The following is a 25,312-nucleotide window of genomic DNA, read 5'->3' on the forward strand; positions in this document are numbered from 1 at the left end:
TAGATGCCGTAAATACCCGTAAACTTTCCGCGCCCATCGCTTCATGACGCCAGCTTCTTCACCTTGAAGGACAGGACGACCATCGCGATGCCGTAGATGATCGCGAAGATGCCGAGCAGCCAGGTCAGCGTGAGCATCCCGGTGGCGGGCCAGATGATGAGCAGGATGCCGAAGATCACCGAGAGCACGCCGCCCAGGATGAGCATCCACTCGTTGTCGATGTCCTTGCGGAGCTGGATTCCGGCCACGATCTCCGCGATGCCGGTGAAGATCGCCCAGAAGGCGATGACGTAGAGCAGGGCGAGCGCGGTGATCCCCGGCCAGGCGAAGGCCACGATTCCGGCCAGGATGCCGATGATGCCGGAGATGATGAGCCAGGCCCGCGACTGCACGTTGTGTCCGAACGCGGCGAAGAGCGAGAACAGGCCGCTGACGATCGCGTAGGCGCCGAAGAAGATCACCAGGACGTACAGCGTGATGCCCGGCCAGACCAGCGCGAGGATACCGAAGATGATGGCGCAGATGCCTCGGATGAGAACGAGCCACCACGTGCGCGCGATTTGCTCCATGCCCCGATGCTTTCCAGAAAGATCACTCAGGGAGACCCCAATCGGGTCAAATATCTGTGATCCGGATGCCAAGAGTTCCGGTCGCGCCCCTTCTGAGGCGGCTGCCCAGGAGGGTGATCCGGCCGATCAGGCCGTACTTGCGCCGCAGCATCGCGCGCACCCGCTCGGTCTCCCCGGCCGAGAGGATCTCCGCCTTGCCCTCCACGGCCGGGCCGCTCACCCTGCCGCGCAGGTCGCAGGGGGCGACGCTCACCCGCGGGTTGGCGCGGATGCGCTTGACCTTCCACGAGTCGGCGACCGTCCAGATCACGACCGCCTCGCCGTCGCGGGCGCACCAGACCGGGGTGGCCACGGGGGTGCCGTCGCGCTTGTAGGAGGTCACCGACACGTACTGCTCATCACCGAGGTTCACACGTGGGAGTACACCACGATCGAGACGGCGATGTACTGCACCAGGTACGCGGCCAGCGTGAAGGCGTGGAAGACCTCGTGGAAGCCGAACCACGCGGGAGAGGGGTCCGGGCGGCGCAGGCCGTACACGATGGCTCCGGCGCTGTAGAAGACGCCGCCCACGGCCACCAGCACGACGGCGGCGATGCCCGCGCCCTCCAGCAACTGGGGCATCACGAAGACGGCCGTCCAGCCGAGCGCCAGGTAGAGGACGGTGTAGAGCCAGCGCGGCGCCCCCATCCAGAACACACGGAACAGCACGCCCGTCAGCGCGCCGCCCCAGATGACCGAGACGACCGCGATGCGGGCGGCGCCGGACAGGGCGAGCAGTGCGAAGGGCGTGTAGGTGCCCGCGATGATCAGGTAGATGTTGGCGTGGTCGAAGCGGCGCAGCGCCTCGGCCAGCCTGGGGCCGAGCGTGCCGCGGTGGTAGGTGGCCGAGATGCCGAAGAGCAGCCCCGAGGTGACGGCGTAGATCGCCGAGGCCAGCCGTGCCTGCAGCGTCGGGCCGAGAGCCACGAGCACGAATCCCGCGACGAGCGTCACGGGCAGCGCCCCCGTGTGCAACCAGCCGCGCAGCCTGGGCTTCGCGAAAGCGGTCGTCATATAACCTACGGTACCGTAGGTTAGGTGTCCCTTAGCAACCCTACAGGCCCTGAAGGAACCGTACGGCGATGGGCACCGCGGCCGAGCGGCCCGAGCCGCCGTTGCGGACGAACACGCAGAAGGCCAGGTCGTCCCGGTAGCCGATGAACCAGCCGTGCTCGGCGCCCCCGCCCACCTCGGCCGTGCCGGTCTTGCCCGCCAGGCCCTCGGGCAGGCCCGCTTCCGAGGCGGTGCCGTACTCGACCACGGACCGCATCATCTCCCGCAGCCCGTCGATCACGCCCGCGTCGAGCTCGACGTCACGCAGGGGCGGGCCGTCGAGGTCGGCCGCCTCGTCGGCGGGCAGCAGCCGGGGCGAGCGCCACACCCCGCTCTCGACCGCGGCGGCGAGCGCGGCCATGCACAGCGGCGTCGCCTGGACGCTCGCCTGGCCGATGGCGGCCTCGCCGAGCCAGTCCAGGTTCAGCTCCTCGGGCTCGGGGATCTTGCCGCAGGCGCCGCCCGCGCCGGTGGGCAGTTGCATGCCGCGAAAACCCCAGGGCGCGGCGGCCTCGATCAGGTCGCCCGGCTCCATGCGGGTGGTGACCTCCTCCACGAAGGTGGTGTTGCAGGAGTGGGCGAACGCCTCGGTGAAGGTGATCGAGCCCCGGTCGGCGGATCCGGCGTTCGTGAACGACCTGAAGCCGGGGATCTGGTAGGTGGCCGGGCACTCGACCTGCGACGAGCCGGACAGCCCGGTGTCCATGAGCGCCGCCGCGACCACGGTCTTGAACGTCGAGCCCGGCGGGAAGTACGAGGTGAACGCCTTGCTGCCGCCCTCCAGCCGGTCGGCCACGCCCACGATCTCGCCGGTGCTCGACCGGATCGCCACGACGGCCGCGTCGGAGACGCCGTCCAGGGCCCGCGCGGCGGCGGCCTGCACGGCCCGCGAGAGCGTGGTCTTCTGCTGCTTCGGCTTGGCCACCTTGCTGATCAGCGTCTGGGTGCTGTCGTCGGGCAGGATCGCCTGCAGCGCGGTGCCCTTCTCGTGCGGGTACGCGTCGGCCAGCTTCTCCAGGTAGTGATCGGCGTAGTTGTCGTCGGGCAGGCGGTCCCCCTCGCTGGTGACCAGTTCGACCGAGGGCGCCTGCACCGAGGCCAGTTCCAGGATGCCGTTGTCCTTGAGCAGCGGGTGCAGCGTCTCCGGCCCCCACAGGACGTGCCAGCCCTTCTCGCGTACGGCCAGCCTCAGCGTGCCCTCGAACTCCCACCAGCCCAGCTCGCGTAATTTACGCCTCCCGGTGAACGGCACCTCGGCGGTCTCGTCCCCGGTCATCCTGAGCGTGCCCGGGGTCAGCTCGATGGCGTCCACGCCCAGCGAGCTGGACAGGGCCAGGTGCCGTTCCAGGAAGTCGTCGGGCACCTGGAAGACGAGCCTGCTCATGGCCCGGACGTCGCCGCCACGCCAGGCGGTGAAGTACGACGCGGCCGTCTTCTCCGGGCTGCCGTGCGTGCTGTTGGCCGCGAGGACCGCGAAGGCTCCGGCCCCCATCACCGCGAGAAGCGCAATAAGGAGGACAATCAGCCTTCGTCGTCGCATACCGTTTCTCCCAGGGAAGGGGACAGAAAGTGGCACGTGGACAGCGGGAGCCGATGCCCGGCCGGTACCCGGTGACGTTCGGCGAGGTCGAGCTTCTCCGGGATCTGGACAGGCAGGACGGCTGGGTGCTGTCCAAGGATGGCGTACCTCAGTCATATATCGACCTACAAGACCCCACATTTCTGGAATTTGAATATGTGCGGCTGATGGCCGATGTGATCGACGTCATGGACGACGGCCCGCTGAGTTGCCTGCACGTCGGCGGCGGCGCGTGCTCCATCCCCCGCTACGTCTCCGCCACCCGTCCCGGCTCCCGCCACATCGTCCTGGAGCCCGACGGCCTGCTGGTCAACCTCGTGCGCGAGCAGCTCGACCTGCGCTCGGTCCCCAAGCTCAAGGTCATCGTCGCCGGCGGCAGGGAGGGCACCCAGAAGGTCTGGGACGAGAGCGCCGACCTGGTCGTGCTCGACGCCTTCACCGGCGCCACGATGCCGGTCGAGCTGGCCACCGCCGAGTACCTGGCCGACCTGGCGCGCGTGCTGCGCCCCACCGGGACGCTGCTGATCAACATCGCGGACGGCAAGGGCCTGGCCTTCGCCCGCCGCCTGCTGGCCACCGTCACCGCCGCCTACGGCCACGTGGCGCTGCTGGCCGAGCCCGCCATCATGCGCGGGCGCCGCTTCGGCAACCTCATCGTCGCCGCCTCCCGCACGGCCCTGCCCGTCGACCTGCTCACCCGCCGCGCGGCCGGCGGCCTCACCCAGGCCAGATGCGTGTACGGCGCGGCCCTCACGAACTTCGTCGCCGGCGCCGCCCCCATCCGCGACGGCGACCCGGTCCTGGCCCCGGTGCCGCCCCCGTCGGTCTTCGGCTGATCAGCCCTCCAGGTAGGCGAGGACGGCGGCCACCCGCCGGTTGACGTCCCCGGTGTTCTCCAGCCCGAGCTTGGAGAAGATCACGTTGACGTGCTTCTCCACCGACGACAGCGACAGGTGCAGCGCCCGCCCGATCGCCGGGTTGGAGCGGCCCCGCGCCATCTCCCGCAGCACGTCCCGCTCGCGCTCGGTCAGCGCCCCGATGGGCGAGTCCTCCCCGCCGCGCACCGCCCGCCGCGACATCAGCCCCTCGACGACCTTCGGATCGATCACCGAGCCGCCCTCGGCCACCGCGGTGATGGCGCCGAGCAGCTCGTCCACGTCGCCGACCCGGTCCTTGAGCAGGTAGGCGAACCCCTCCGTGCCCTGCCTGAACAGCTCCAGCGCGTACAGCGCGTCCCCGAACTGCGACAACACCACCACCCCGACCTTGGGATGGGCGGCCCGCACCGCGTGGGCCGCGTCGATGCCCTCGAACCCGGGCCGCCAGTCGCCGCCCGGCATCCGGATGTCGGTGATCACCACGTCCGGGGCGAAGCGGCGTACCGCGTCCATGAGCTCGTCGGCGTTGCCCACGGCCGCCACGACGGTGACCCCGCCGGTGGTCTCCAGCAGCCGCCTGGTGCCCTCGCGCACCAGGTAGTGGTCGTCGGCCACCACCGTGCGCAGCGGCTCAGCCATGCTCAGGCACCCACGCGCTCACCGTGGTCCCCTCCCCGATCGTGCTGGTCACCTTCAGCCCGCCGCCGAGCGCGCTCAGCCGGTCGGCCAGGGCGCCCAGGGCGGTGGCGGACGGCTCGAAGCCCCTGCCGTCGTCGCGGACCGTGGCCCGCAGCCTGCCGTCCTGGCGCGACAGCCGTACCTCTATCTTCGCAGCGGCGGCGTGCTTGAGCGCGTTGGCCAGCGCCTCGCTGACCGTGAAGTACAGCGCGCCCTCGATCTCGTCGGGGAAGCGGGCCGCGCGCAGGCCGGGATCGGCCAGCACGGTCGTCGGCACCGGCAGGCGGACGCAGCGCGACTCCACCGCCTCCACCAGGCCGCCCTGGGCGAGGACCGACGGGTGGATGCCCGCGGCCAGCTCCCGCAGGTCGTCGAGGGTCTGGCGGGCCTGCTCGCGCAGCGGCGGCAGCATCTCGGCGCCGGCGTTCGAGGCGCGGGCCAGCTCCAGCCCGGCGATGAGCGCGACGAGCTGCTGCTGGACGCCGTCGTGGATGTTGCGTTCCAGCCGCCGCCGCTCGGCCTCCTGGGCGTTGACCAGCCGCCCGGCCAGCGCGGCGCTGCGGATGGCCAGCCCGACCGGCACCGCGAAGGCGTGCAGCAGCCGCCGGTCCTCGGCGGTGAAGCGGCCCTGGCTCTTCTGCCCGACCGCCAGCTCGCCGAGCCCGCCCGCCACGGGCTCGCGCACGGCCGCCTCCCCCTGCCTGACGCCCGCGGTGAAGCGGGCGCCGCCGGTGAGCGACACCTCGGCCCAGCGCACGTTCAGCCCTTCCTGTACGGCCCGCGCCAGCCCGGCCAGTTGCTCCCCCGGCTCGGCGTCCTGGAGCTCGGGCGACAGTTCGGACAGCAGCTCGCTCACCGTCGGCCGCATGTCGAAGACGAGCGAGAGCCTGGAACCCCGGATGCCGAGCCGGATGTCCAGCAGCCGGTGGCGCACCAGCGCCACGCCGATCGCCGCCGGCACCGACGCCAGCACGGTCATGGCGCCGAACGCCGCCACCGCCATCTGGCCGTAGAAGTAGAAGGTCACCATGAGGAACCCGGCGATGCCGAGGGCGCTGCCGCCGAGCATCCACAGGTACTGGGGCCGCTCCTGCGCGCGGGCCCGCCGTACCCGGAACACCAGGCCGACGAGCACGACGATCGCCATGAGGAACACGACCGTCTGGGCCAGACCCCCCACCACCGCGGCCAGCAGGGCGGCGTTCCCAGGCAGCGCGATGGGGTCGGCCCGCCCGTCGATCTCCAGGTCGGCCAGGGGCAGGGCGACGAGGTGCACCGCGATGGCCACCGCGGCGATCCAGGCGACCGGCCGCCACCTGCGCGAGGGCAGCCGGCCGTCCGGGAACAGCAGCGGCAGGAACACCCACACCAGCCCGTAGAAGACCGCGAACACCGAGCTCAGCGCCGCGCCCAGGACGTCGGCGCCGGTGCCCACGCTCAGGCCGACGCCCAGCGTGCCCACACCCAGAGAGCAGGCGGTGGCCAGCAGCAGCCAGCCGTACGGGATCTCGGGGCGGCGCACCGCGATCAGCCAGCCCAGCACGGGCGTGAGCAGGCCGAGCGCCACGAAGATCCACTGGCCCGGCCCCGTGCCCTCCAGCAGGGTGCCGGTGACCAGGGTCCCGACGGCCAGCAGCGCCAGGGCGCCGGCGAACGCTCTCATGGGTGTCCATCCTGCTCATGGCGCATGCGCGCCGTCCATTGCGGTTGACCGCATATCGGTGTGCGGTCGTCCTGGTGGCCGCGCGGGAACGGGGCCGGTTGGGTGGAGGACATGTTCACATCGAAGTCTCTGCTCTCGGTCGCCGCCGCCGCGACGCTCGTCGTGGGCTGCGCGGATACCCAGGCCACCGCGGGCGCCACGACGACCCCCAGCCCGTCCCCCACGACCTCGGCCGCCCCGGAGATCCCGGCCACGCCCGCCGGCGCGCAACTGCGCTGGGTGATCGACGGCGTGGGGCGGGCGCCGCTGGCGGAGAGCGAGTTCCAGGAGCACGTCGCCGCCGACTTCCTCTCCCAGGTGCCGGTGAACACCTTCAACGAGATCTTCGTGTCCTTGAAGGGCATGAAGCTGAACTCCGTGAACAACGCCCAGCCCACCCTCCTGTACGCCGTGATCACCGCCGGCGGCCAGAAGTTCGCCACGACGCTCGGGGTGGACGCCACCGGCAAGATCAACACGCTGAGGTTCGAGCCGGTCACGCCGCCGCCGCCCGCGCCCAAGAGCTGGAAGGAGCTGGAGTCCCGCCTGGCCAAGGTGGCGCCGCGCACCGGCTACCTGGCCGCGCGGATCGACGGCCGCCGCTGCCACACGATCCGCGCCGGCCAGAAGGACACCGTGCGGCCGCTCGGCTCGATGTTCAAGCTCTACGTCCTCGGCACGGTCGCCAAGCAGGTCCGCGAGGGCAGGCTGTCCTGGGACACCCAGCTCACGATCACCCCCGAGCTGAAGAGCCTGCCCGGCGGCGAACTGCAGAACCGGCCCGACGGCAGCAAGGTCAGCGTGCTGGAGGCGGCCAAGCTGATGATCTCCATCAGCGACAACACCGGCACCGACCTGCTCATGCACAAGGTGGGCAGGGAGTCGGTCGAGAAGACGCTGCGCGCGTGGGGCGGGCACCTCAAGGGCAACATCCCCCTGCTCACCACCCGCGAACTGTTCCAGCTCAAGGGGGCCGACTATCCGCGGCAGGCTCGGGCCTACCTCGCGATGAGCATCCCCGAGAAGCGGGCCTACCTGCGCACCACCGTGGCCAAGGCGCCGCTCAGCGCGATCAAGCCTTGGCCGGCGCCGCGGGAGCTCGACACGATCGAGTGGTTCGGCTCGCCGGCCGACATCTGCCGCGCGCACGCCGAGCTGCGCCGCCTCCGCGATCCGAAGGTCGGTGAGGTGATGTCGGTGAACCCCGGCGGGTTGGGGCAGGGCACGTGGTTCAAGGGCGGCTCGGAGGCCGGGGTGGCCGACCTCGGGTACTCCTACCGTCGGGGCGGGAAGACGTACTTCGTCACGTTCATGACCTCCAACCTGACGGCTCCGCTGCCGTCCACGGCGGAAAGCGAACTCGTCAGCCTCGCCCAGGGAGCATCCAAACTGACCCGCTAACCACCCAGCCAGGCTCCCTGACCAAGCTCCTGGCCAGACAACCTGCTGCCAGTCGCCGGCCAACCAACCGACAGAACGACTGGCCAGACAACCTGCCAAAGCTGCTGGTCGGACGACCGACAGAGCCACTGGCCAAGCAACCCGGCAGGGCCTTCGGCCAGGCCACTACCGGGGCGGCTGGCCTGGCAACCCGGCAGGATCGCTGGCCAGGCCGCTGCCCGGGAGCCGCTGGTCAGGTAGGCCGGTAGGGGGCTGGTCAGGTGGAAGGTGAGGTGGTTGCCAGGTCTGTGAACAGGGCGGCTGACCAGCCGAAGCCGGTGGTTGCGCGCTTGGCCTTCCGGCCCGTCTCCGGGTTCCAGTACTCGTAGAGGCCGCCGCCGTCGCGGACCATGGCCAGGGTTCTGGCCACCAGGTCGTCGGCGGCCTCGCCGTACCCGGAACGGCGGAGCCCGTCGGCGAGCATGTAGTTGACGTTCAGCCAGACCGGGCCGCGCCACATGGCGTCCGGGTCGTGGCGGGGGTCGTCGAAGGCGACCGTGGGGACCGGGCGCTCGCCCCAGAAGGAAGGGGAGCGCAGGTCGGCCACCAGGCGGTCGGCGATCTCGCGCGGCAGCCGTCCGGTGAACAGCGGCATGAGGTCCAGCGGGGTCCTCACCTCCGCCACGATGTCGCCGACCTGGGTGCGGAAGCGGTCGCCGCTCCAGCGCCTGGCGATCATGAGGTCGGTCAGGGCCTGGGCCTTCTCGCGCCAGGTGTCCGCCTCCGGGCCACGGCCGAGCTCGGTCGCGATGTCGGCCAGCCGGTCGTACTGCAGGGCCAGGTAGGAGTTGAGGTCCGGGGGCTCGGCGCGGGGGCCGTGGTCCCAGATCGGGCTGTCGTCCAGGCCGGAGGAGTACGGGTGCAGGTACTCGGCCAGGCCGTCGCCGTCCGGGTCGGAGCGCTCGAACCACCACTCCTGCGAGCGGACCAGCTTCGGGTAGACCTCCTCCAGGAAGCCCCTGTCGGGGGCGGCTTCGTGGATCTTCCACACGGCCCACGCGGTCAGCGGCGGCTTGGTGACCGGCACGACCTCCCTGATCGGCTCGCCGCCCACGTGCTCGGCGAGGCGGGCCAGGTCGGAACGCGGCAGGTCGGTGGTCTCGGCCAGCGACCCGTGGTCGTGCACGACGTCGGGGATCAGCCCGTCGGCGCGCTGGTTGTCCAGCAGGATGCGGATCTGCTCGCGGGCCAGCTCCGGTTCCGCGTGCCGCAGGGCGATGGCGTGGAAGTAGGAGTCCCAGTTCCACAGGCCGACATAGCCGTATTTGGAGGGGATGAGCGACTCGCGGCCCCTGATGTCGATCAGGTTGACCGCGAGCGTCCACCAGGCCATCTGCGCGCGTTCGCGCAGATCTTCGCGTACGGCCGGCAGCTTCGCGAACCACTCCGCCCACCTGGCCGACGCCTTCTCCAGCACGTCCTCGTGGACGCCCTCGCCCACAAGGGTGAACGTGCCCTCCACGGCCCCCTCGCCCTGGTCCCAGACCGCCCGCGCGCCGGTCCCGACGAGGACCAGGGTCTCCGGGTCGGCGAAGGCCAGGCTGACGCCGTCCTCGAAGTCGATCCGGTCGGGCAACGCCTGCCGTACCTTGAGCTCCTGCCCTTCGCGGAAGAGCCGCAGGCCCGTCAGGACGGTCGTCTCGCTCAGGCGGGTCTCGTACTGGGCGCGGGCGATCCACAGGGAGCCGTCGTCGGCGGCCATCACCAGCAGGCGGGAACCACGGTCGGTGAAGGGGCGCTCGCGCAGGTCGAGGGTGAACAATGTCAGCGTCCTCCGAGGCCGGAAGCGGCCATCGAGTTGATGATCTTCCGCTGGCCGATCAGGAAGGCGATCAGTGTGGGCACGACGGCGATCGAGGAGGCGGCCAGGATGAGGCCGTAGTCGATCGCGCCGAACTGCTTGGCGTACGTGGCCAGCAGCAGCGGCACCGTGAACAGCTCCGGCGTGTTGAGGAAGATCAGCGGGAAGAAGTAGGAGTTCCAGGCGGCGAGGAAGGCGATGATGCCCATCGCGCCGAGACCGGGCTTGATGTTGGGCAGGATCACCCGCCAGAAGATGGTCCACCGGTTGGCGCCGTCGAGCCGGGCCGCCTCCTCCAGCTCCACCGGAACGGCCCGGATGAACTGACGCAACAGGAAGACGGCGAACGGGTTGACGATGGTCGGCACGATCAGCGCCAGGTGCGAGTCCACCCATCCGATCTTGGCGAGCATGATATAGAGCGCCGTGATCGTCACCTGTGGCGGCACCATCTGGGTGGCCAGGAAGAGCACGAACAACGCGCCCGAGCCCCTGAACTTGATCCGCGCGAAGGCGTAGGCGGCCATCGCCGAGGTCAGCAGCGTCAGGACGACGTTGATCGCGGCGATGTAGAAGCTGTTCCAGTAGGCGGGCAGGATCGTGCTCTCACCGAGCACGGCGCCGTAGTTCCCCGGCACGAACGGGCTGGGCAGCCAGTCGGTGGGGTTGTTGAGCATCTGGTGCGTGCCCTTGAAGGATGTCAGCAGCATCCAGACGAAGGGGAACAGCATCAGGAGCCCGCCGACGGTCAGCGCGACGTGCAGGGTGACCTGCCTGTTTCGCATGGCGGATCCCTAGGAGTCGTAGTGGACGAAGCGCTTCTGCGCCAGGAACTGGACCAGGGTGACGACCAGCGTCAGCAGGAGCAGCAGGACGCCGGCGGCGCTGCTCATGCCGAACTCGAACTTCTTGAAGCCCAGGTCGTAGAGGTGGTACACGATCGTCCGCGCGCCCTCGTTGTCCTTCGGGTCGACCAGCACGTAGATCAGGTCGAACGCCTGCAGCGAGCTGATGACCGCGACCACGGTGGAGAAGAAGATCGTGGGCGACAGCAGCGGCAGCGTGACCCGGCGGAACGTCTGGAAGGCGCTGGCCCCGTCGATGCGGGACGCCTCGAAGATCTGCGGGGGAATCGTCTGCAGGCCGGCCATGAAGATGACCACGTTCAGGCCCATCGAGGACCAGATGGTCACGACCGCGATCGAGACGATCACCCAGCTCGGGCTGCCCAGCCAGTCGGGGCCGGTGATGCCGAACCAGTTGGCGAGCGTGGTGTTCAGCACGCCGTTCTCGTCGTTGGCCAGGATGACCTGCCAGATCAGCGCGACCGCGACCGAGCTGGTGACGACCGGCATGAAGTACAGCACCCGGTAGACGTTGCTGCCCTTGAGGTTGTTGAGCGCCACCGCGATCAGCACGGCCAGCGTCAGGCCCACGGGCACGGTGATCAACGCGATCGCGACCGTGTTCCACAGGGCGCGGCCGAAGTCCGGGCTGGTGAGCTGGGCGGCGAAGTTCTCGAAGCCGACGAACTGGGTCACGCCCAGCCCGTCCCACTTCATGAACGCCAGCACCAGCGCGAACAACAGCGGCACGATGAGGAACACCACCATGCCCAGGACCTGCGGCCCGAGGAAGAAGGCGGCCCACAGGCCGTCCCGGTTCCTGACCTTCTTCGAGGAGGCGTGGGCCGGGGCGGTCCTGGGGCGGGTGAGCGTGGCCACTAGCCGAGCTTGCCTTCAACGAGTTTCTGCAGCTCGGTCATGCCCTGGTCGAAGGGGACCTTGCCCTGCCAGACCTTCATGAGGTGCTCGTTGATGTCGGCGGTCAGGCCGGGGATCGCGACTTCCTCCGGGTAGTTGGCCATGCCGTTGTCACGCACGTCGATGAGCGTCTGCGCGTGCTCGGGGTAGCCGTCCAGCACGACCGACTCCGCGCCCTTGACCGACGGCACCGCGCCGCCGCCCTTCATGCGGGTGATCTGGCCCTCCTTGCTGACGAAGTTCGTGAAGAACTGGAAGGCCTCCTTCGCGTGCGGAGTGTCCTTGTTGATCGCCAGGTAGGAGGCGGCCACGGCGCCCTTGATCGGCTTTCCGTCGGGCGACGGGAAGGGGACGATGTCGTAGTTCGCCTTGTCGCCGCCCTTCTTGAGGATGTCGATCACCCAGCGGCCGCCGGCGTAGAAGCCGGCCTTGTGCTTGAGGAACTGCGTGTTGCCGCCGTTGCTGGCCGGCAGCAGGTCGATCGAGACGAACGTCTTGTCCTGGTAGCCCTTGGCCAGCGTCTGCAGCGCCTCACGCGCCTTGGGGTCGGTGGTCGCGGTGAACTTCCCGCCGTCCCACGCCTTGCCGCCGAAGCCGTGGATCATGCTGTACGTCGAGCCGTACCAGTTCCAGAACAGGGAACCGGACTTGCCCGCCTTGACCAGCTTCTGGCCCATCTCCAGGTACTTGGGCATCGTCCACTGGCCGGCGGCGTACAGCTCGGCCGGGTTCTCGGTGATGCCCGCGTCCTTGAGCGCCTGCTTATCGAACCAGAGGACCTCGGGGTTGACGTCGTTCGGGACGCCGTAGATCTGGCCGTCCTTCTTGGCGCCGCCGTACACACCCTCGAAGAAGTCCTCGGGCTTGCTCTTGGACTCCGCGCTCGCGAGCTTGTCGTTGAGCGGCGTCAGCACGCCCGCCTGGACGAACTTGCCGATGTTGTCGTCGCCCACGAAGAACACGTCGGGCGCGGTCTTGCTGGTGAGCTGGGTGAGGAGCTTGGGGTGGTAGTCCTCGTACTTGGCCACCGGCTCGAGCTTGAGCTTGATGTTGGGGTTCTTGCTCTCGAACTCCTTCACCAGGGGCTCGTAGAGCTTCATGTCCTCCGCCGACCCCCAGGCCGACCAGCGGAGGGTCACCGGGCCGCCGGCGGCGTCCGTGCCGCCGGAGCCGGGGACGCCCGGTGCGCCGCCGCCGCCACTGCACGCCGTGGCAGCGATCGCGAGGATGCCGATGACGGCCGCCGCACGCTTCATGTCTTACTCCTGAGGGGTGTTACGCGAGCCCGCCGCCATCGACGACGAGCGCTGATCCGGTGATGTAGCTGGCGGCGTCACTCGCCAGGAAGAGCACGGCCTGAGCGATCTCCTCGGGGCTGCCCGAGCGACCCATCGGCCGGTCGGCGGCGTCCTTCTCGAACGCCGCCCAGTCCTCGTTGAGCTGCTTGGCCTCGTCACGCAGCATCGGGGTGTCGGTGTCGCCGGGATTGACGGAGTTGACGCGGATCCCGGCCTTGGCGTGGTCGATCGCCAGCGCCCTGGTCATGTTGACCACGGCCGCCTTGGAGGCGCAGTAGGAGATCGCGTTGCCGCCGCCCTTGAGGCCCCAGCCGGAGCCGGTGTTGACGATCGAGCCGCCGTCGGTCATGGCGGGGACCGCGTACTTGCTCATGAGGAACACCGAGCGCACGTTGACCGCCATGACCCGGTCCCACTCCTCGACGTCGAGGTCGAGCACGGTGGTGCGGCGGATGATGCCGGCGTTGTTGAACAGCACGTGCAGGCCGCCGTAGGTCTCGACCGCCGTGCGGACGATCCGCTCGCAGTCCGCCGCCTGCGAGACGTCCGCCGGTACGGCGGTGCCGCCCACCTCCTCGGCCACGGCCCGCGCGCCGGCGGCGTCGATGTCGGCGACGACGACCTTCGCGCCCTCCTTGGCGAACAGGATCGCGGTCGCGCGGCCGATGCCGGAGGCACCTCCGGTGACGATCGCTACCTTGCCGTCAAGCGTGCTCATATGGGGAACTCCTCACTCCGCCGACTCCTCATGGGCCGGCGCCTCACGTACCGGCACATGCCAACTCCTCGCGCACCGGCACTGCACGCACCGACACGCGTCCATTCCTCAAGACCCGACACATGCCGACTCCTCACATGCCGGCCCGCTACGCGCTTCACGTCCCGATTGCGCGGGCGATGAGCCGTCGCGGGCCGAGTCCGCGCTTGCCGGGCTGATCCGGTAGATCGTGCTCTCGCGGTGGCCGGTGATCACCCGGACGTGGCCGCTGAGCTTTCTGTCCGTCTCCTCGTCGCCGGTGTCGGCGAGCAGGGGTCGGCCGTTCAGTCCGGCGAGCTTCTGCTGGGTGGCCAGGACGATCAGCTCTCCGCCGCCGTCCCTGACCGCGTCGAGGACCCGGGGCGAGACCTGCTGGTTGCCGCGTCCGAGCACGAAGCCCTGGCCGCCGATCACCGACAGGACCAGCGCCGCCCGCTCGCCGCGTACCAGCTCGAACAGCTCGGACTCCGAGACGTCCGCCCCGACCACGACGCCGCCGACGCCCCCGAACCCGGCGCCGCCGCGCTCGATCACGTCCACACCCAGCAGCGTGGTCGCCAGCCCCAGCTCCCTGCCCACGGCCAGCGTGGTGGCGCCGGGGCCCAGGACGTAGCGGATGCCGGGGCGCATCGTGGCCACGACCTCGCGGGCGATGCCCTCGACCGTCCCCTCGGAGGTGGCGGACGAGCCCGTCTTCCTGCCCGACATCGCCGCGCGGGCCGCGGGGACCCTGAGCGAGCCGTACAGGCGTGGGCTGACGGCGCCGCGCCGGTAGAGCTCCTCGTCGAGATCCACCACCTCGGCCTCGGCCGTCCTGCCGTCGAACTCGGCCGCCACGAACCCGGCCGTGGCGGGGCTGAGCGCGAAGCAGCCCGAGTAGACCTTGACGCCCGCCGGGATCCCCAGCACCGGAGGAGCCGCGTCCCCCAGCTCCTGGAGGGCGTCCAGCACGTCACGAGCGGTGCCGTCGCCTCCGGCGAACAGAAGCAGGTCGACATGGGCCAGAGCGACCACAGCCGCCCTGGTGTCGGCCGCCGTAGTCTGACCGTCCCCGGGCTGACCGACCCCGGGCTGATCGGCTTCGGGGTGTGGGGCCGGCAGGTGTACCAGCTCGTGGGCGCCTTCGACGCCCATCGGGCCGGGCGGCGTCACGATCCGGGTGTCGGGGCGGCGGGCGAGCAGCGTGCGGACGGCCTGGGCCGCCCGCTCCCCCGCCCGCGGCCGCGCACCCCTGGCCAGGGCCTCGCGCTGGACGTCCGTCCCGTCGCTGCCCTTGAGCCCGGCCGAGCCGCCGAGCCCGGCCACCGGATTGACCACCAACCCCACGGTGAACATGGCTCAGCCCTTGCCCGACAGGTGCTTGCGCACGTAGACGCGCCAGGTGGGGGCCCACTGCTTGGGGTCGTCCAGCGACGTCATGTCGATCTTGTGAACCGTCTGGTTGTACGGCGCGCCCTTCACGAACTCCGGATCCCGCCGCGCCTCGTCGGCGATGTGGGCCAGGATGGCGGCGTACTCGTCGAGGTCCTCCTTGGCGTAGGACTCGGTCGGCTCCAGCGTGAAGGGCTCGGGCACCAGGTAGGGGTGGTGCGAGGTCCAGTAGTGGACGCCGAAGTCCGCGGCGCGCAGGCCGATCTCCTCCGAGTGCACGCCGGTCTCCTCCGACAGTTGCTGCCAGGAGTAGCGGGCCTGCTCGACGTGGCGGCGGTTCCAGGGGACGGAGGCGCCGGGAATCTGGAGGATCTTGTGCATGAGGTAGTTGTTGTTGAGCACCGCGGTCTCGGCGACCTGACGGAGCCCTTCCGCGCCCAGCGCCATGATCCACGCGTAGGCCCGGACGACGTTCTGGGTGACGCCCAGGAACGGGCGCATCTTGCCAACGGACTTTTCCGGATATTTCAGCACAAAACGGGCGGTGCCGTCGACTTCGACCCGGTCAACCGTCGGCTCGGGCAGGAACGGCACCAGCGCGGCCGACACCCCGCTCGCCCCGGCGGCCGGCCCGCCACAGGCGTGCGGCGTCGAGAACGTCTTGTGCAGGTTGAAGTGGCACAGGTCGAAACCGACGTCCCGCGCCCGCGTGATGCCCAGGATGCCGTTGGCGTTGGCCTGGTCGTAGCAGGCCAGGCCGCCGACCGAGTGCACCAGGTCCACGAACTCCTTGATCCGCGGGTTGAAGATGCCCGTGTCCTCGGGGTTGGTGATCATCAGCGCCGCCGTACGCGGGCCGATGGCCGCCTTCAGCGCCTCGATGTCCGGCAGCCCCTCGGCGTCCGGCATGAGCGTGATGACCTCGTACCCGGCCGTCTTGGCGCAGGCCGCGTTGGACGGGTGCGAGAACATCGTGGTGATGACCTGGTCGCGCTCCTCACCGCCGTTGGCGGCGTGGTAGGCGCGGATCATCGCGATGTTGGCGTAGATGGCCGCGGAGCCGGAGCCAGGCTGCAGCGAGACCCGGGACATCCCGGAGATCTCGGCCAGCATCTGCTCCATCCGCCAGTAGATCTCCAGCACGCCCTGGACGGTGTCCTCGTGCTGGTGCGGGTGGAGCGGCCCGGTCGCCCTGGCGAACAGGTCGTTGACCTTGGGGCTGTACTTCATCGTGCAGGTGCCCTGGCCGACGTCGATGTTGAGGTCGAAGCCGAGGTTCTCCTGCGACAGCCTCAGGTAGTGCTGCAGCACGTGCATCTGCGACATCTCCGGCAGCTTCGGCGCGTGCTCCCGCCGCACCGACGCCGGCAGCTCCACGGCGGGGCCGTCCGCCTTGGGCACGGCGATGCCACGACGCCCCGGCCGCGACAGCTCGAAGATGATCGGCTCGTCCCACCGGGCCTGGTGGAAGCGGCGCAGCGGCGGCTTCGGCGCCACCGGCAGCTCGGCGAAAGACTCTCCGGTCCCGCTCATGCGCCCAGAACCTCCTTGACGGCCGCAGCCAGCCGGTCGATCTCGTCGGTGGAGTGGCACTCGGTCACGCAGACCAGCACCGTGCGGTCGTCGAGGGCGACGCCGCCGAAGATCCCCTGGGCGCGCAGGCCGTCCAGGAGCGCGGTGGCGGAGGGCACCTCGATCGCGAACTCGCGGAAGTGCACCGCCTCCTTGTGCAGCACGGTGACGTGCCGGCCGAGGGCGTCCATGGCGTAGCGGGTGCGGGCCAGGATGGTCTCGCCGACCTCCCTCATGCCCTCGGGACCCATGAGCGCCAGGTAGACGCCGGCCGTGATGCCCCACAGGGCCGCGGCCGTACCCACCCATTCCTTGCCCTCTTCGCGGTGGGCGAAGGAGGTGCGGTCGTAGAAGACGTCGCCGAAGCCGTACTCGCCGGGCACCTTGGTCGGCGCGATGCCGAACAGGCGCGAGGGGAACTCGGCGACCAGCGGCTCGTGGTCCTGGGTGGCGATGTATCCGGCGTGGCCGCCGCCGTAACTCGGGTGCATGCCGAGCGTCTGGATGTCGCCGCAGGCGATGTCGGCGCCGTAGGCGGCCGGCGGGGCCAGGACGCCGAGGGAGATCGGGTCGGCGCCGACCACGAGCAGCGCGCCGTGGGCGTGGGCCAGGTCGGCCAGCTCCTTGCCACGGGTCTCGACGACACCGTAGACGTTGGGGGTCTCCAGGTAGATCGCGCCGAAGGTGTCGTCGATCGCCACCTCGCCGATCTCGCCGTTCTCGGCCACGGGGGCGAAGACCATCTCGACGTCGTGGCTGAGGAAGTCACGCAGCTTGCTCAGCTTGTCGGCGGCGATGGCGCCGCTGAGCAGGACCTTGGGCCGGCCGGTGTAGCGGCAGGCCATGCGGATGGCGGTGCCCGCGGCCTGGTAGCCGTCGTAGGTGGGGACGTTGACGACGTCCATCTCGAGCAGTTCGCCCATCATGCTCACGTACTCGAACAGCGCCTGGAAGCGCCCGTGGTCCTCGTACGGCTCGCCGGCGTAGGCGGTGAGGAACTCGCTGCGGGAGTTCACCTCGTCACACACGGCCGGGACGTGGTGGGCGTAGCTGCCGTGCCCGAGGAAGCTCAGACCAGGCACGTTCTTGGCGAACAGGCCCTCCATGTGGCGTACCAGGTCGTGCTCGGCCACCAGCGGCGCGGGCAGGTCGAGCGGCCGGTTCAGGCGGAGCTCGGCCGGGATGTCGGCGTAGAACTCCTCGACGCTCTTGGCGCCGACGGCGGCGAGCATCTCGGCCCTGACACCCGGCTCGGTGTTCGGGATGTACGGGTGTGTCAACGGATCTCCTTCAACACGATGGCGTCTCGGGGGGCGAGCTCGATCTCGCCGTGGAGGGTGGTCTGGGTGAGCAGGTCCTCGCCGCGGTGCGGGAGCGCGACCCGCCGGGACTCTGCCGCGTGGTTGAGCAGGAAGAGGTAGGGGCCCCTGCGCACGGCCTCGACGCCCTCGGGGACCTCGACGCCCTGGACGCCCGCGCGGGCGAGCACGTCGTCGAGGATCGGCGTGACGTCGTCGAGCAGACAGCTCACGTAGGTGGCGCGGCCCTTGCGGGTGATCGCGGCCTGGCCGTCGAGGTCGCCGCCCTGGTAGCGGGCCAGGACCTCGGCGTCGATCGGCCGCAGCCACTCCGCCCAGGTGTGCGCGACGCCGCCCTCCACGGGCTGGCGCACGCCGTCGGGAAGGGGCCACCACTCGTCCACGGCCACGCCGAGCAGCTCGCGCAGCGGTCCGGGCGCGCCGCCGTCGTGCACCTGGTCGTTGGCGTCGACCACGCCGCTGAACGGCCCCACGACCAGCTCTCCCCGGTACGCGGCCAGCTCCTCACCGGCGAGGTACAGGTTGGGCGCGATCACCAGCTTGTACCCGGACAGGTCCCGGCCGGGCGGCGCGAGGTCCACGGCGATGCCACGCGCGTGCAGCGGCGCGTACCAGGCCAGGAGCAGGTCCTTGAGCTTGAGCCGGTTGGACGGCATCGACTCGGGCGCCTCCAGGCCCCACCAGCTGTCCCAGTCGAGGACCAGGGCGACCTCGGCGTCGCCGTGGGAGCCGGCGACCTCGCCGAGCCGGCGCAGGTCCGCGCCCAGGCGCAGGGTGTCCTGCCAGCCCCGGGTGGCGGTGCCGCCGTGCGGGAGCAGCGCGGAGTGGAACTTCTCGGGACCGTACCTGGCCTGGCGCCACTGGAAGAACATGACGCCGTCGGAGCCGTGGGCGAGCGCCTGGAGACTGTGCAGGCGCATCATGCCGGGCGGCTTGGGCGCGTTGACCTCGCGCCACGACACGGCGCTCGGGGCCGACTCCAGCAGCAGCCACGGCTGCCGCTTCAGCGAGCGCATCAGGTCGTAGCTGAGCGCCACGGCCACGTGAGAGGCCGGGTCGGCGGGGTCGGGGTAGGCGTCGTCGCTGACGAGGTCCTCGGCCTCGGCCCACTTCCAGTAGTCCAGGCCGTGCAGGATGCTCATGAAGTTCGTGGTGACCTTGACCTCGGGGGTCACCCGGCGCAGCACGGCCTTCTCGGCCTGGAAGAGTTCGAGCAGCGCGTCGCTGCAGAAGCGGCGCCAGTCGAGGAGCTGGGCGGGGTTGACCGGGCCGGGGGCGGTGCGAGGCGGCCCGACCTGGGACAGGTCGGTGTAGTGCTGGCCCCAGCAGGAGGTGCCCCAGGCGGCGTTGAGGCCGTCGGCGTCCTTGTAGCGCTCGGCCAGCCAGCGGCGGAAGTGCCGGGCGGACTCCTCGCAGAAGCATTCGAGGGTGTGGTCGGCGTACTCGTTGCCGATGTGCCACATGGCGAGGGCCGGGTGGTCCTTGTAGCGCTCGGCCATCGTCTCGGCCAGCCGTACGACGTGGTCCTTGAAGACCGGCGAACTGGGACAGTAGCCCTGGCGGGAGCCGAACTCCAGGCGCACGCCGTCGGCGGTCACGGGCAGCACCGAGGGGTGCTCGCGCACCAGCCACGGCGGCGGGGTGGCGGTCGCGGTGGCCAGGTCGGCGGCGATCCCGTGCTCGTGCAGGAGGTCGAGGACGCGGTCGAGCCAGCCGAAGTCGTACTCGTTCCGCCTCGGCTCCAGCCGCGACCACGAGAACACGGCGACGGTGGCCATGTTCACGCCGGCCTCGGCCATCAGACGCATGTCCTCGGCCCAGACCTCCTCGGGCCACTGCTCGGGGTTGTAGTCCCCGCCGAACAGCAACCCCGGCACCCGGGTCAGCCCCACTCTTACTCCTCTTGCGCTGTGTACTATTTTGTACACAGAATTCATAGTGCAGTATTTTGCATCACGTCAAGCGCTACGCTGAGCAGGGAAGATCACACCCGAAGGAGTGCCATGCCGATCGAGCGGCGACCGCTGCGCGAGCAGATCAGGGACGAGCTCTTGAGAAGGCTCGATCGCGGCGACTTTTCCGCGGGCACGGACATCAACGAGGCGGCCCTGGCCGGCGAGCTCGGCGTCAGCCGTACCCCCTTGCGTGAGGCACTCATCACACTGGCCGGCGAGGGCGTCCTGGAGAGCTCACAGGGCAGGGGGTTCCGGTTCGCGCCGGTGAGCAAGAGGGAGTTCAGGGAGCTGTGCGAGATCGTCGCCGCCCTGGAGTCGCTCGCGCTGGAGACCTCCGACCCCGGCTACCTGCGCAAGATCGCCCCTGAGCTGCTACGGCTGGCCAACGACTTCCCCGACCCCGTGGCCGAGCAGCAGATCATAGAACGCCACGACGACGAGTGGCACGACCTGCTTCTGAGCGGATGCCAGAACGAACGCCTCCTCGACCTGATCACCAGCGTCAAGGCCGGCATGCGCCGCTACGCCCACCTGATCGCCGGCGACGACGCCCCCCTGGAGCGCGAGGCGGCCGAGCACCGCAGGGTGGCGGAACTGCTCACGACAGGCGAGCTCGACAAGGCGACCGAGGCGCTGCGCGACAACTGGGTGAACGGGATGGAGCGGATGATGTCCCGCATACCCACCCCGTAGCCGCCCGGAATAGTTGAAAGATAAACTGGGTTGGACCCTGCAGACCCCGCAGGAAGGAGCCCGACATGCCCGCCGTAACCGTCGAGAACCCGCTCACCCTCCCGCGCATCCCGGCCCACACCGGTCCGCAGCGCAAGGTGCTGGCGGTCGAGACCGCGCCCAGTGGCTTCGAGGGCGAGGGCTTCCCGGTACGCAAGGCGCTGGCCGCCATCAAGCCGCAGTACCTCGACCCGTTCGTGATGATGGACCAGATGGGCGAGGTCGACTACGCCGCCGGTGAGCCCAAGGGCACGCCGTGGCACCCGCACCGCGGCTTCGAGACCGTCACCTACATGATCGACGGCGTCATCGACCACCTCGACTCCAACGGCGGCGGCGGCACGATCACCAACGGCGACACCCAGTGGATGACCGCGGGCTCCGGCATCCTGCACAAGGAGGCGCCACCGGAGTGGCTCGTCCAGAAGGGCGGCCTCTTCCACGGCATCCAGCTCTGGGTCAACCTCCCGGGCGCCAAGAAGATGATCGCCCCTCGCTACCAGGACATCGGCAGCTCCAGCGTCGTCCTGCTCAGCAGCGACGACGGCGGCGCGCTGGTGCGCCTGATCGCCGGAGACCTGGGCGGCCACGCGGGCCCCGGCTCCACCCAGACACCCATCACGCTGCTGCACGCCACGCTCAGCCCCGGTGCGCGCCTCACGCTGCCGTGGCGCAAGGACTTCAACGCCCTCGCGTACGCGCTGTCGGGAAGCGGCAGCGCCGGGCAGGAGAAGGCGGCGTTCGGCAGCGGGCAGCTCGCGGTGTTCGACGGATTCGGCAGCCGGCCCGCGGTGGCCACCTCGGGCGAGGCCATCACGCTCACGGCCGCGCCCAAGGAGGCGCTGGAGGTGATCGTCCTGGGCGGCGAGCCCATCGGCGAGCCGGTGGCGCACTACGGGCCGTTCGTGATGAACACGCGGGCCGAACTGGTCCAGGCCTTCGAGGACTACCAGGCGGGCAAGCTGGGCGTCGTCCCGGCCGAGCACGCCTGATCGGCCCTTGGCGACGGGCCCGCGCTCCGCGGGCCCGTTTCGCGTGTCAGGACCGCTTCCGCGACTCCGCGGCGGCCCAGGTGAAGACGCCCCTGGCCATCAGCGACTGCTCGTTCGCCGCCCTGGCCGCGAAGACCTCGGCGCGTACCCGATGCACGCCCGGGTCGTCCGGCGCGGCCAGCGCGGCCATCTCCGCCAGGTGGCCGGCCAGGCGCTCGTCGCCCTCGCCCAGCGCCTTCAGCGCGGCGTCGGCCAGCACCGGCGCGCCTCCCGCCAGCCCGGCGACGGCCTCGGCCACGACGGCGTCCGGGGCGGGCTTCAGGGTGGCGGGGTTGCCGTCGTACCAGCCGCCGTACAGCCGCCAGAGGTTCCTGACCACGAACTCGGGCTCGTCGTAGCGGGCTCGCAGGTACGGCCGGCCGGCCAGGTGCCCGGGCGGGCGTACCGTGTGCATGATCTCGTCCAGGCGGGCGCCGGCGTTGAGGAGGCCGAGCGTCTGGGTGACCAGGGACTCCAGCCACTCCGCGGTCTCCAGCAGGGCGGTGCGGACGCGGTCGCGGCCGAAGACGGGGGCGCCGTGGCTGGGGAGCATGATCTCGGCGTCCAGGGCGGCCATGCGGCGCAGCGCGTGGACCCACTCGCGCGGGTAGCGCTGGACCTTCTGCGGGTTGCCGCAGTTCGGGGTGACCCAGATGAACAGGTCGCCGGGTAGCAGGAGCCGGTGTTCGGGGACGAAGCAGACGCTGGCGTCGTCGGTCTCGCCCTTGGCGTGGAAGAGGTCGAAGGTGAGGCCGCCGCGCCGTACCGTCAGGGAGTCGTCGAAGGTGACGTCGGGATGGCGGTAGTCCATGGGCCAGCGCAGGTTCGGGGCCTGGAACTGGCGCTGGTTGATGATCGCGTTGTAGCCGTTCGTGAGGACGTAGCGCTGGAAACGGGCTACAACTGCCTTGTGGGCGTAGATCGTCGCGCGGGGTCCGGACTCCTCGAAGGGCGCGGTGCCGAAGACGTGGTCGATGTGGCCATGGGAGTAGAAGGCCGTGGTCAGCGGGGCCTTCGACCAGGCGCGTACGTCGGTGTGGAGCTGACCTGCCGAGAAGGGGCTGCTGGTGTCGAAGAGGACCAGTTCGCCCTCGGTCTCGAAGGTGATCACGTTGCCGAAGCCGGGCCACCATCCGAGCCCGTCCGCGATCGGCTGGACACCCTTGCCGTCCATGCCCGTGTCCACGATGCTGTCGTCCGACTCGCCGTTCCAGATACGGTCCGCGTACTCCTCAATCATGGGCATCACCTTGTTCTAGAACACCATTCTAGGCAAGGGGTCACGAACGCGCCTCACAAGGTCACGGGTCGATTGCGCCCTCTTGACGGGAGATACCGGGCATTCGTACGTTCGGCAAAACGTTTAGGAAACTTTCCTAATTGATCCCCTTCAGGAGAGTCCACATGTCCCACCCGGGAGAGATCACACGGCGGCAGCTACTGCGCCGGATCGGCCTGACCGCGTTCGTCGCCGGCCCCGGCGTGGGGCTGCTCTCAGCCTGCGCGACCGGCGGCGGCACCGCGGCCCCTGCCTCGTCCGCGCCCGCCCCGGCCTCCAGCGCCGGCACCGACCCGAAGAACCCCTTCGGCGTCGACCCCAAGAAGCCGCTCGAGGTCGTCATCTTCACCGGCGGCTTCAAGGACGACTACGCCAAGCTCGTCCACGAGGCGATGTACACCAAGTCCTTCGCCGGCGTCTCCATCAAGCACACCGGCACCCAGAACGTCGGCACCATGCTGCGTCCGCGCTTCCTCGCCGGTGACGCGCCCGACGTCGTCAACAACTCCGGCCCCGAGGCCATGGACGTGGCCGCGCTGGCCGCCGAGGGTCACGTCGCCGACCTGGGCCCGCTCTGGGACGCCCCGGCGCTCGACGACCCGGGCAAGAAGGTCCGCGACACCGTCACCCCGGCCGCGATCGAGGAGGGCAAGCTCAACGGCAAGGACATGACGCTCAACTACGTCGTGTCCCACCGCGGGCTCTGGTACAACAGCAAGCTCCTCGAGAAGGAGGGCTGGACGCTCCCGCAGACCCTCGACGAGTTTAAGGCGCTGGGTGACAAGGCCAAGGCCAAAGGCATTCACCTGTTCGCCTACCCGGGCCAGAAGGGCCCGTACTACATGCTGTGGAACATGCTCTACCAGGCCGCGAAGATCGGCGGCAACCAGGCCATCATCGACATCGACAACCTGGTGGACAACGCCTGGAAGTCGGAGGCGTTCAAGGCGTCCGTGACCGCCTGGCACGAGATCTTCACGAAGTACAGCGACAAGTCCTACCTCGGCCTGGACCACACCCAGACCCAGATCAAGCACCTGCAGGACAAGTTCATCTTCTACCCGACCGGCTCCTGGCTGGAAGGTGAGATGGCCAAGGACAAGCCGGACACCTTCGAGTACGCCCTCGCGCCGTTCCCCACCGTCACCGCCAACGACACCATGCCCTACGGCGCCATCCAGGTCGGCACCGGCGAGGTCTTCTTCGCCACCGCCAAGGGCAAGAACCCGCAGGGCGCGCTGGAGTACCTGCGCATCATGCTCTCCAAGGAGGGCGCGAAGGGCTTCGTCGAGCAGACCAAGAGCCTCACCATCGTGAACGGCTCCGCCGAGGGCGTCGACCTGCCCCCGGGCCTGGCCTCGGCCAACAAGGTACAGACCGCCGCCGGTCAGAGCCTCATCACCTCGGCCCGCTTCGAGGGCTGGTACAAGGAACTGTTCGACTACGCCTGGGCGCAGCAGAACATCCTCATGGGCGGCCGGATGACCGTCGACGAGTTCCTGGACAAGGTCCAGAAGAAGGCCGACGACATCAAGGCCGACTCCTCCATCGCCAAGCAGACCAGGAACGCATAACTCGATGGAGCGGCTTCGCAAGTACGGCTTCGTCCTGGGGTTCCTCGCCGTCCCGGTGACGCTTTACGTGGTCTTCGTGATCAGTCCGTATATCCAGGCTTTTCAGCTCTCGCTGACGAGCTGGAACGGGTACCAGGCGAACCCCGCCTTCGTCGGGTTCGAGAACTTCATCAGGCTCTTCAACGACGAGGTCTTCTGGAACGCCCTGCGGACCCACGGGATCGTCCTGCTTGTGATGCCGCTCGTCGTGCTCGCCCTCGCGCTCGTCTTCGCCTTCCTGCTCAACCTGGGAGGCGGCTCGCGCGGGGCGGGCATGCGCGGAGTGTGGGGCTCGACCTTCTACAAGGTCGTCTTCTTCGCACCCCAGGTCCTCGCCGTCGCGATCGTCGGCGTGCTGTGGAAGGCGATCTACCGCCCCGACGAGAGCGGCGTGATCAACGGCGCTGTCATCAAGCTCGGCGGCGAGCCGATCGGCTGGATGAGCGACCCGAACCTGGCCCTCTGGTCGCTCATCGCGGTCATGGTCTGGCAGGCGGTCGGCTTCTACGTGGTGCTGTTCTCCGCGGGCATGTCGGCCATCCCGAAGGACTACTTCGAGGCCGCCGCGCTCGACGGGGCGGGCCGGTTCACCCTCTTCTTCCGCATCACGCTGCCGCTGCTGCGCGACACCGTCCAGGTCGGCTGGGTCTACCTGGGCATCGCCGCCTTCGACTGCTTCGCCCTGGTCCAGGTGCTCACCCTGGACGCCGGCGGGCCGGACGGCGCGACCACCGTCCTCCCGGTGGAGATCTTCAAGACCGCCTTCTCCTACAGCAAGGTCGGATACGCCTCCGCGATGGGCGTGGCCCTGTTCTTCCTGACGATCACCTTCGCGGTGCTGACCCTGCGCGTCACCCGGCGCGAGAAGATCGAGTTGTGA

At 69.7% G+C, this 25,312-nt stretch carries 22 protein-coding genes; 6 read left to right on the top strand and 16 right to left on the bottom strand.

The annotated features are described in order from the left end of the window. Positions 1 to 41: 41 nt before the first annotated feature. From ACIBEJ_RS45475 to ACIBEJ_RS45490, 4 genes are read right to left on the bottom strand one after another with little or no spacing between them, the layout of a single operon-like run. Positions 42 to 569, bottom strand: coding sequence for an HdeD family acid-resistance protein (locus ACIBEJ_RS45475; RefSeq protein ID WP_397189216.1), 528 nt, complete (start codon positions 567 to 569; stop codon positions 42 to 44). 46 nt (positions 570 to 615) lie between these two features. Beyond that, positions 616 to 981, bottom strand: a complete 366-nt coding sequence (locus ACIBEJ_RS45480) for a PPOX class F420-dependent oxidoreductase (protein WP_397189217.1) — start codon at positions 979 to 981, stop codon at positions 616 to 618. After that, positions 978 to 1,625, bottom strand: coding sequence for a hemolysin III family protein (locus tag ACIBEJ_RS45485; RefSeq protein ID WP_397189218.1), 648 nt, complete (start codon positions 1,623 to 1,625; stop codon positions 978 to 980). Before ACIBEJ_RS45485 ends, ACIBEJ_RS45480 begins: the two co-directional genes overlap by 4 nt. Positions 1,626 to 1,665: 40 nt before the next feature. After that, positions 1,666 to 3,156, bottom strand: coding sequence for a penicillin-binding transpeptidase domain-containing protein (locus tag ACIBEJ_RS45490; RefSeq protein ID WP_397189368.1), 1,491 nt, complete (start codon positions 3,154 to 3,156; stop codon positions 1,666 to 1,668). 77 nt (positions 3,157 to 3,233) lie between these two features. Here ACIBEJ_RS45490 and ACIBEJ_RS45495 point away from each other — a divergent pair, with 77 nt between their 5' ends. Next, entirely contained in the window at positions 3,234 to 4,079 is an 846-nt protein-coding gene (locus ACIBEJ_RS45495; protein WP_397189219.1) for a spermidine synthase, read from the top strand. On the opposite strand, the gene ACIBEJ_RS45500 is transcribed toward ACIBEJ_RS45495, so the two are convergent. Together ACIBEJ_RS45500 and ACIBEJ_RS45505 are read right to left on the bottom strand one after the other, a co-directional pair. Continuing rightward, positions 4,080 to 4,760, bottom strand: coding sequence for a response regulator (locus ACIBEJ_RS45500; protein ID WP_397189220.1), 681 nt, complete (start codon positions 4,758 to 4,760; stop codon positions 4,080 to 4,082). Then, complete coding sequence (locus ACIBEJ_RS45505; RefSeq protein WP_397189221.1) at positions 4,753 to 6,462, bottom strand: sensor histidine kinase; 1,710 nt, start codon at positions 6,460 to 6,462, stop codon at positions 4,753 to 4,755. Before ACIBEJ_RS45505 ends, ACIBEJ_RS45500 begins: the two co-directional genes overlap by 8 nt. A 111-nt stretch (positions 6,463 to 6,573) precedes the next feature. On the opposite strand from ACIBEJ_RS45505, the gene ACIBEJ_RS45510 reads away from it, so the two are divergent. After that, positions 6,574 to 7,902, top strand: a complete 1,329-nt coding sequence (locus ACIBEJ_RS45510) for a serine hydrolase (RefSeq protein ID WP_397189222.1) — start codon at positions 6,574 to 6,576, stop codon at positions 7,900 to 7,902. A 256-nt stretch (positions 7,903 to 8,158) separates the two neighbouring features. Here the strand turns inward: ACIBEJ_RS45510 and ACIBEJ_RS45515 are convergent, their stop codons facing one another. The 9 genes from ACIBEJ_RS45515 to ACIBEJ_RS45555 form a co-directional block, all read right to left on the bottom strand. Next, entirely contained in the window at positions 8,159 to 9,703 is a 1,545-nt protein-coding gene (locus tag ACIBEJ_RS45515; RefSeq protein ID WP_397189223.1) for an amylo-alpha-1,6-glucosidase, read from the bottom strand. A 2-nt stretch (positions 9,704 to 9,705) separates the two neighbouring features. Continuing rightward, complete coding sequence (locus tag ACIBEJ_RS45520) at positions 9,706 to 10,527, bottom strand: carbohydrate ABC transporter permease (protein WP_397189224.1); 822 nt, start codon at positions 10,525 to 10,527, stop codon at positions 9,706 to 9,708. 9 nt (positions 10,528 to 10,536) lie between these two features. Further along, the gene (locus ACIBEJ_RS45525) at positions 10,537 to 11,466 is read right to left on the bottom strand and encodes a carbohydrate ABC transporter permease (protein ID WP_397189225.1); all 930 of its coding nucleotides are present in this window, start codon (positions 11,464 to 11,466) and stop codon (positions 10,537 to 10,539) included. Continuing rightward, a complete protein-coding gene (locus ACIBEJ_RS45530; protein ID WP_397189226.1) occupies positions 11,466 to 12,761 on the bottom strand; it encodes an ABC transporter substrate-binding protein in 1,296 nt (431 codons plus the stop codon). The genes ACIBEJ_RS45525 and ACIBEJ_RS45530 overlap by 1 nt, the downstream gene beginning before the upstream one ends. Positions 12,762 to 12,780: 19 nt before the next feature. Next, on the bottom strand, positions 12,781 to 13,521 hold the full coding sequence (locus ACIBEJ_RS45535) for an SDR family NAD(P)-dependent oxidoreductase (RefSeq protein WP_397189227.1): 741 nt from the start codon (positions 13,519 to 13,521) through the stop codon (positions 12,781 to 12,783). Positions 13,522 to 13,629: 108 nt separating this feature from the next. Next, positions 13,630 to 14,895 (bottom strand): ATP-NAD kinase family protein, encoded by a 1,266-nt coding sequence (locus ACIBEJ_RS45540; protein WP_397189228.1) that lies wholly within the window; start codon positions 14,893 to 14,895, stop codon positions 13,630 to 13,632. Between the two features lie 3 nt (positions 14,896 to 14,898). Then, positions 14,899 to 16,464: an aminomethyl-transferring glycine dehydrogenase subunit GcvPB gene (gcvPB, locus tag ACIBEJ_RS45545; protein ID WP_397189229.1), complete on the bottom strand. Its 1,566-nt coding sequence runs from the start codon at positions 16,462 to 16,464 to the stop codon at positions 14,899 to 14,901. Further along, positions 16,461 to 17,783 (bottom strand): aminomethyl-transferring glycine dehydrogenase subunit GcvPA, encoded by a 1,323-nt coding sequence (gene gcvPA / locus ACIBEJ_RS45550; protein ID WP_397189230.1) that lies wholly within the window; start codon positions 17,781 to 17,783, stop codon positions 16,461 to 16,463. The genes gcvPB and gcvPA overlap by 4 nt, the downstream gene beginning before the upstream one ends. Beyond that, complete coding sequence (locus ACIBEJ_RS45555) at positions 17,780 to 19,714, bottom strand: beta-galactosidase (protein WP_397189231.1); 1,935 nt, start codon at positions 19,712 to 19,714, stop codon at positions 17,780 to 17,782. The genes gcvPA and ACIBEJ_RS45555 overlap by 4 nt, the downstream gene beginning before the upstream one ends. Before the next feature lie 111 nt (positions 19,715 to 19,825). Here ACIBEJ_RS45555 and ACIBEJ_RS45560 point away from each other — a divergent pair, with 111 nt between their 5' ends. Next, complete coding sequence (locus ACIBEJ_RS45560) at positions 19,826 to 20,470, top strand: GntR family transcriptional regulator (protein WP_397189232.1); 645 nt, start codon at positions 19,826 to 19,828, stop codon at positions 20,468 to 20,470. 65 nt (positions 20,471 to 20,535) lie between these two features. Next, the gene (locus tag ACIBEJ_RS45565) at positions 20,536 to 21,501 is read left to right on the top strand and encodes a pirin family protein (RefSeq protein ID WP_397189233.1); all 966 of its coding nucleotides are present in this window, start codon (positions 20,536 to 20,538) and stop codon (positions 21,499 to 21,501) included. A gap of 46 nt (positions 21,502 to 21,547) precedes the next feature. Here ACIBEJ_RS45565 and ACIBEJ_RS45570 read toward each other — a convergent pair whose 3' ends face one another. After that, positions 21,548 to 22,780 (bottom strand): alkyl sulfatase dimerization domain-containing protein, encoded by a 1,233-nt coding sequence (locus tag ACIBEJ_RS45570; RefSeq protein WP_397189234.1) that lies wholly within the window; start codon positions 22,778 to 22,780, stop codon positions 21,548 to 21,550. Between the two features lie 164 nt (positions 22,781 to 22,944). Here ACIBEJ_RS45570 and ngcE point away from each other — a divergent pair, with 164 nt between their 5' ends. After that, on the top strand, positions 22,945 to 24,393 hold the full coding sequence (gene ngcE / locus ACIBEJ_RS45575; RefSeq protein WP_397189235.1) for an N-acetylglucosamine/diacetylchitobiose ABC transporter substrate-binding protein: 1,449 nt from the start codon (positions 22,945 to 22,947) through the stop codon (positions 24,391 to 24,393). A gap of 4 nt (positions 24,394 to 24,397) precedes the next feature. Next, the gene (locus ACIBEJ_RS45580; protein WP_397189236.1) at positions 24,398 to 25,312 is read left to right on the top strand and encodes a carbohydrate ABC transporter permease; all 915 of its coding nucleotides are present in this window, start codon (positions 24,398 to 24,400) and stop codon (positions 25,310 to 25,312) included.

Source organism: Nonomuraea sp. NPDC050790, from assembly GCF_044456745.1.
Lineage (GTDB): Bacteria > Actinomycetota > Actinomycetes > Streptosporangiales > Streptosporangiaceae > Nonomuraea.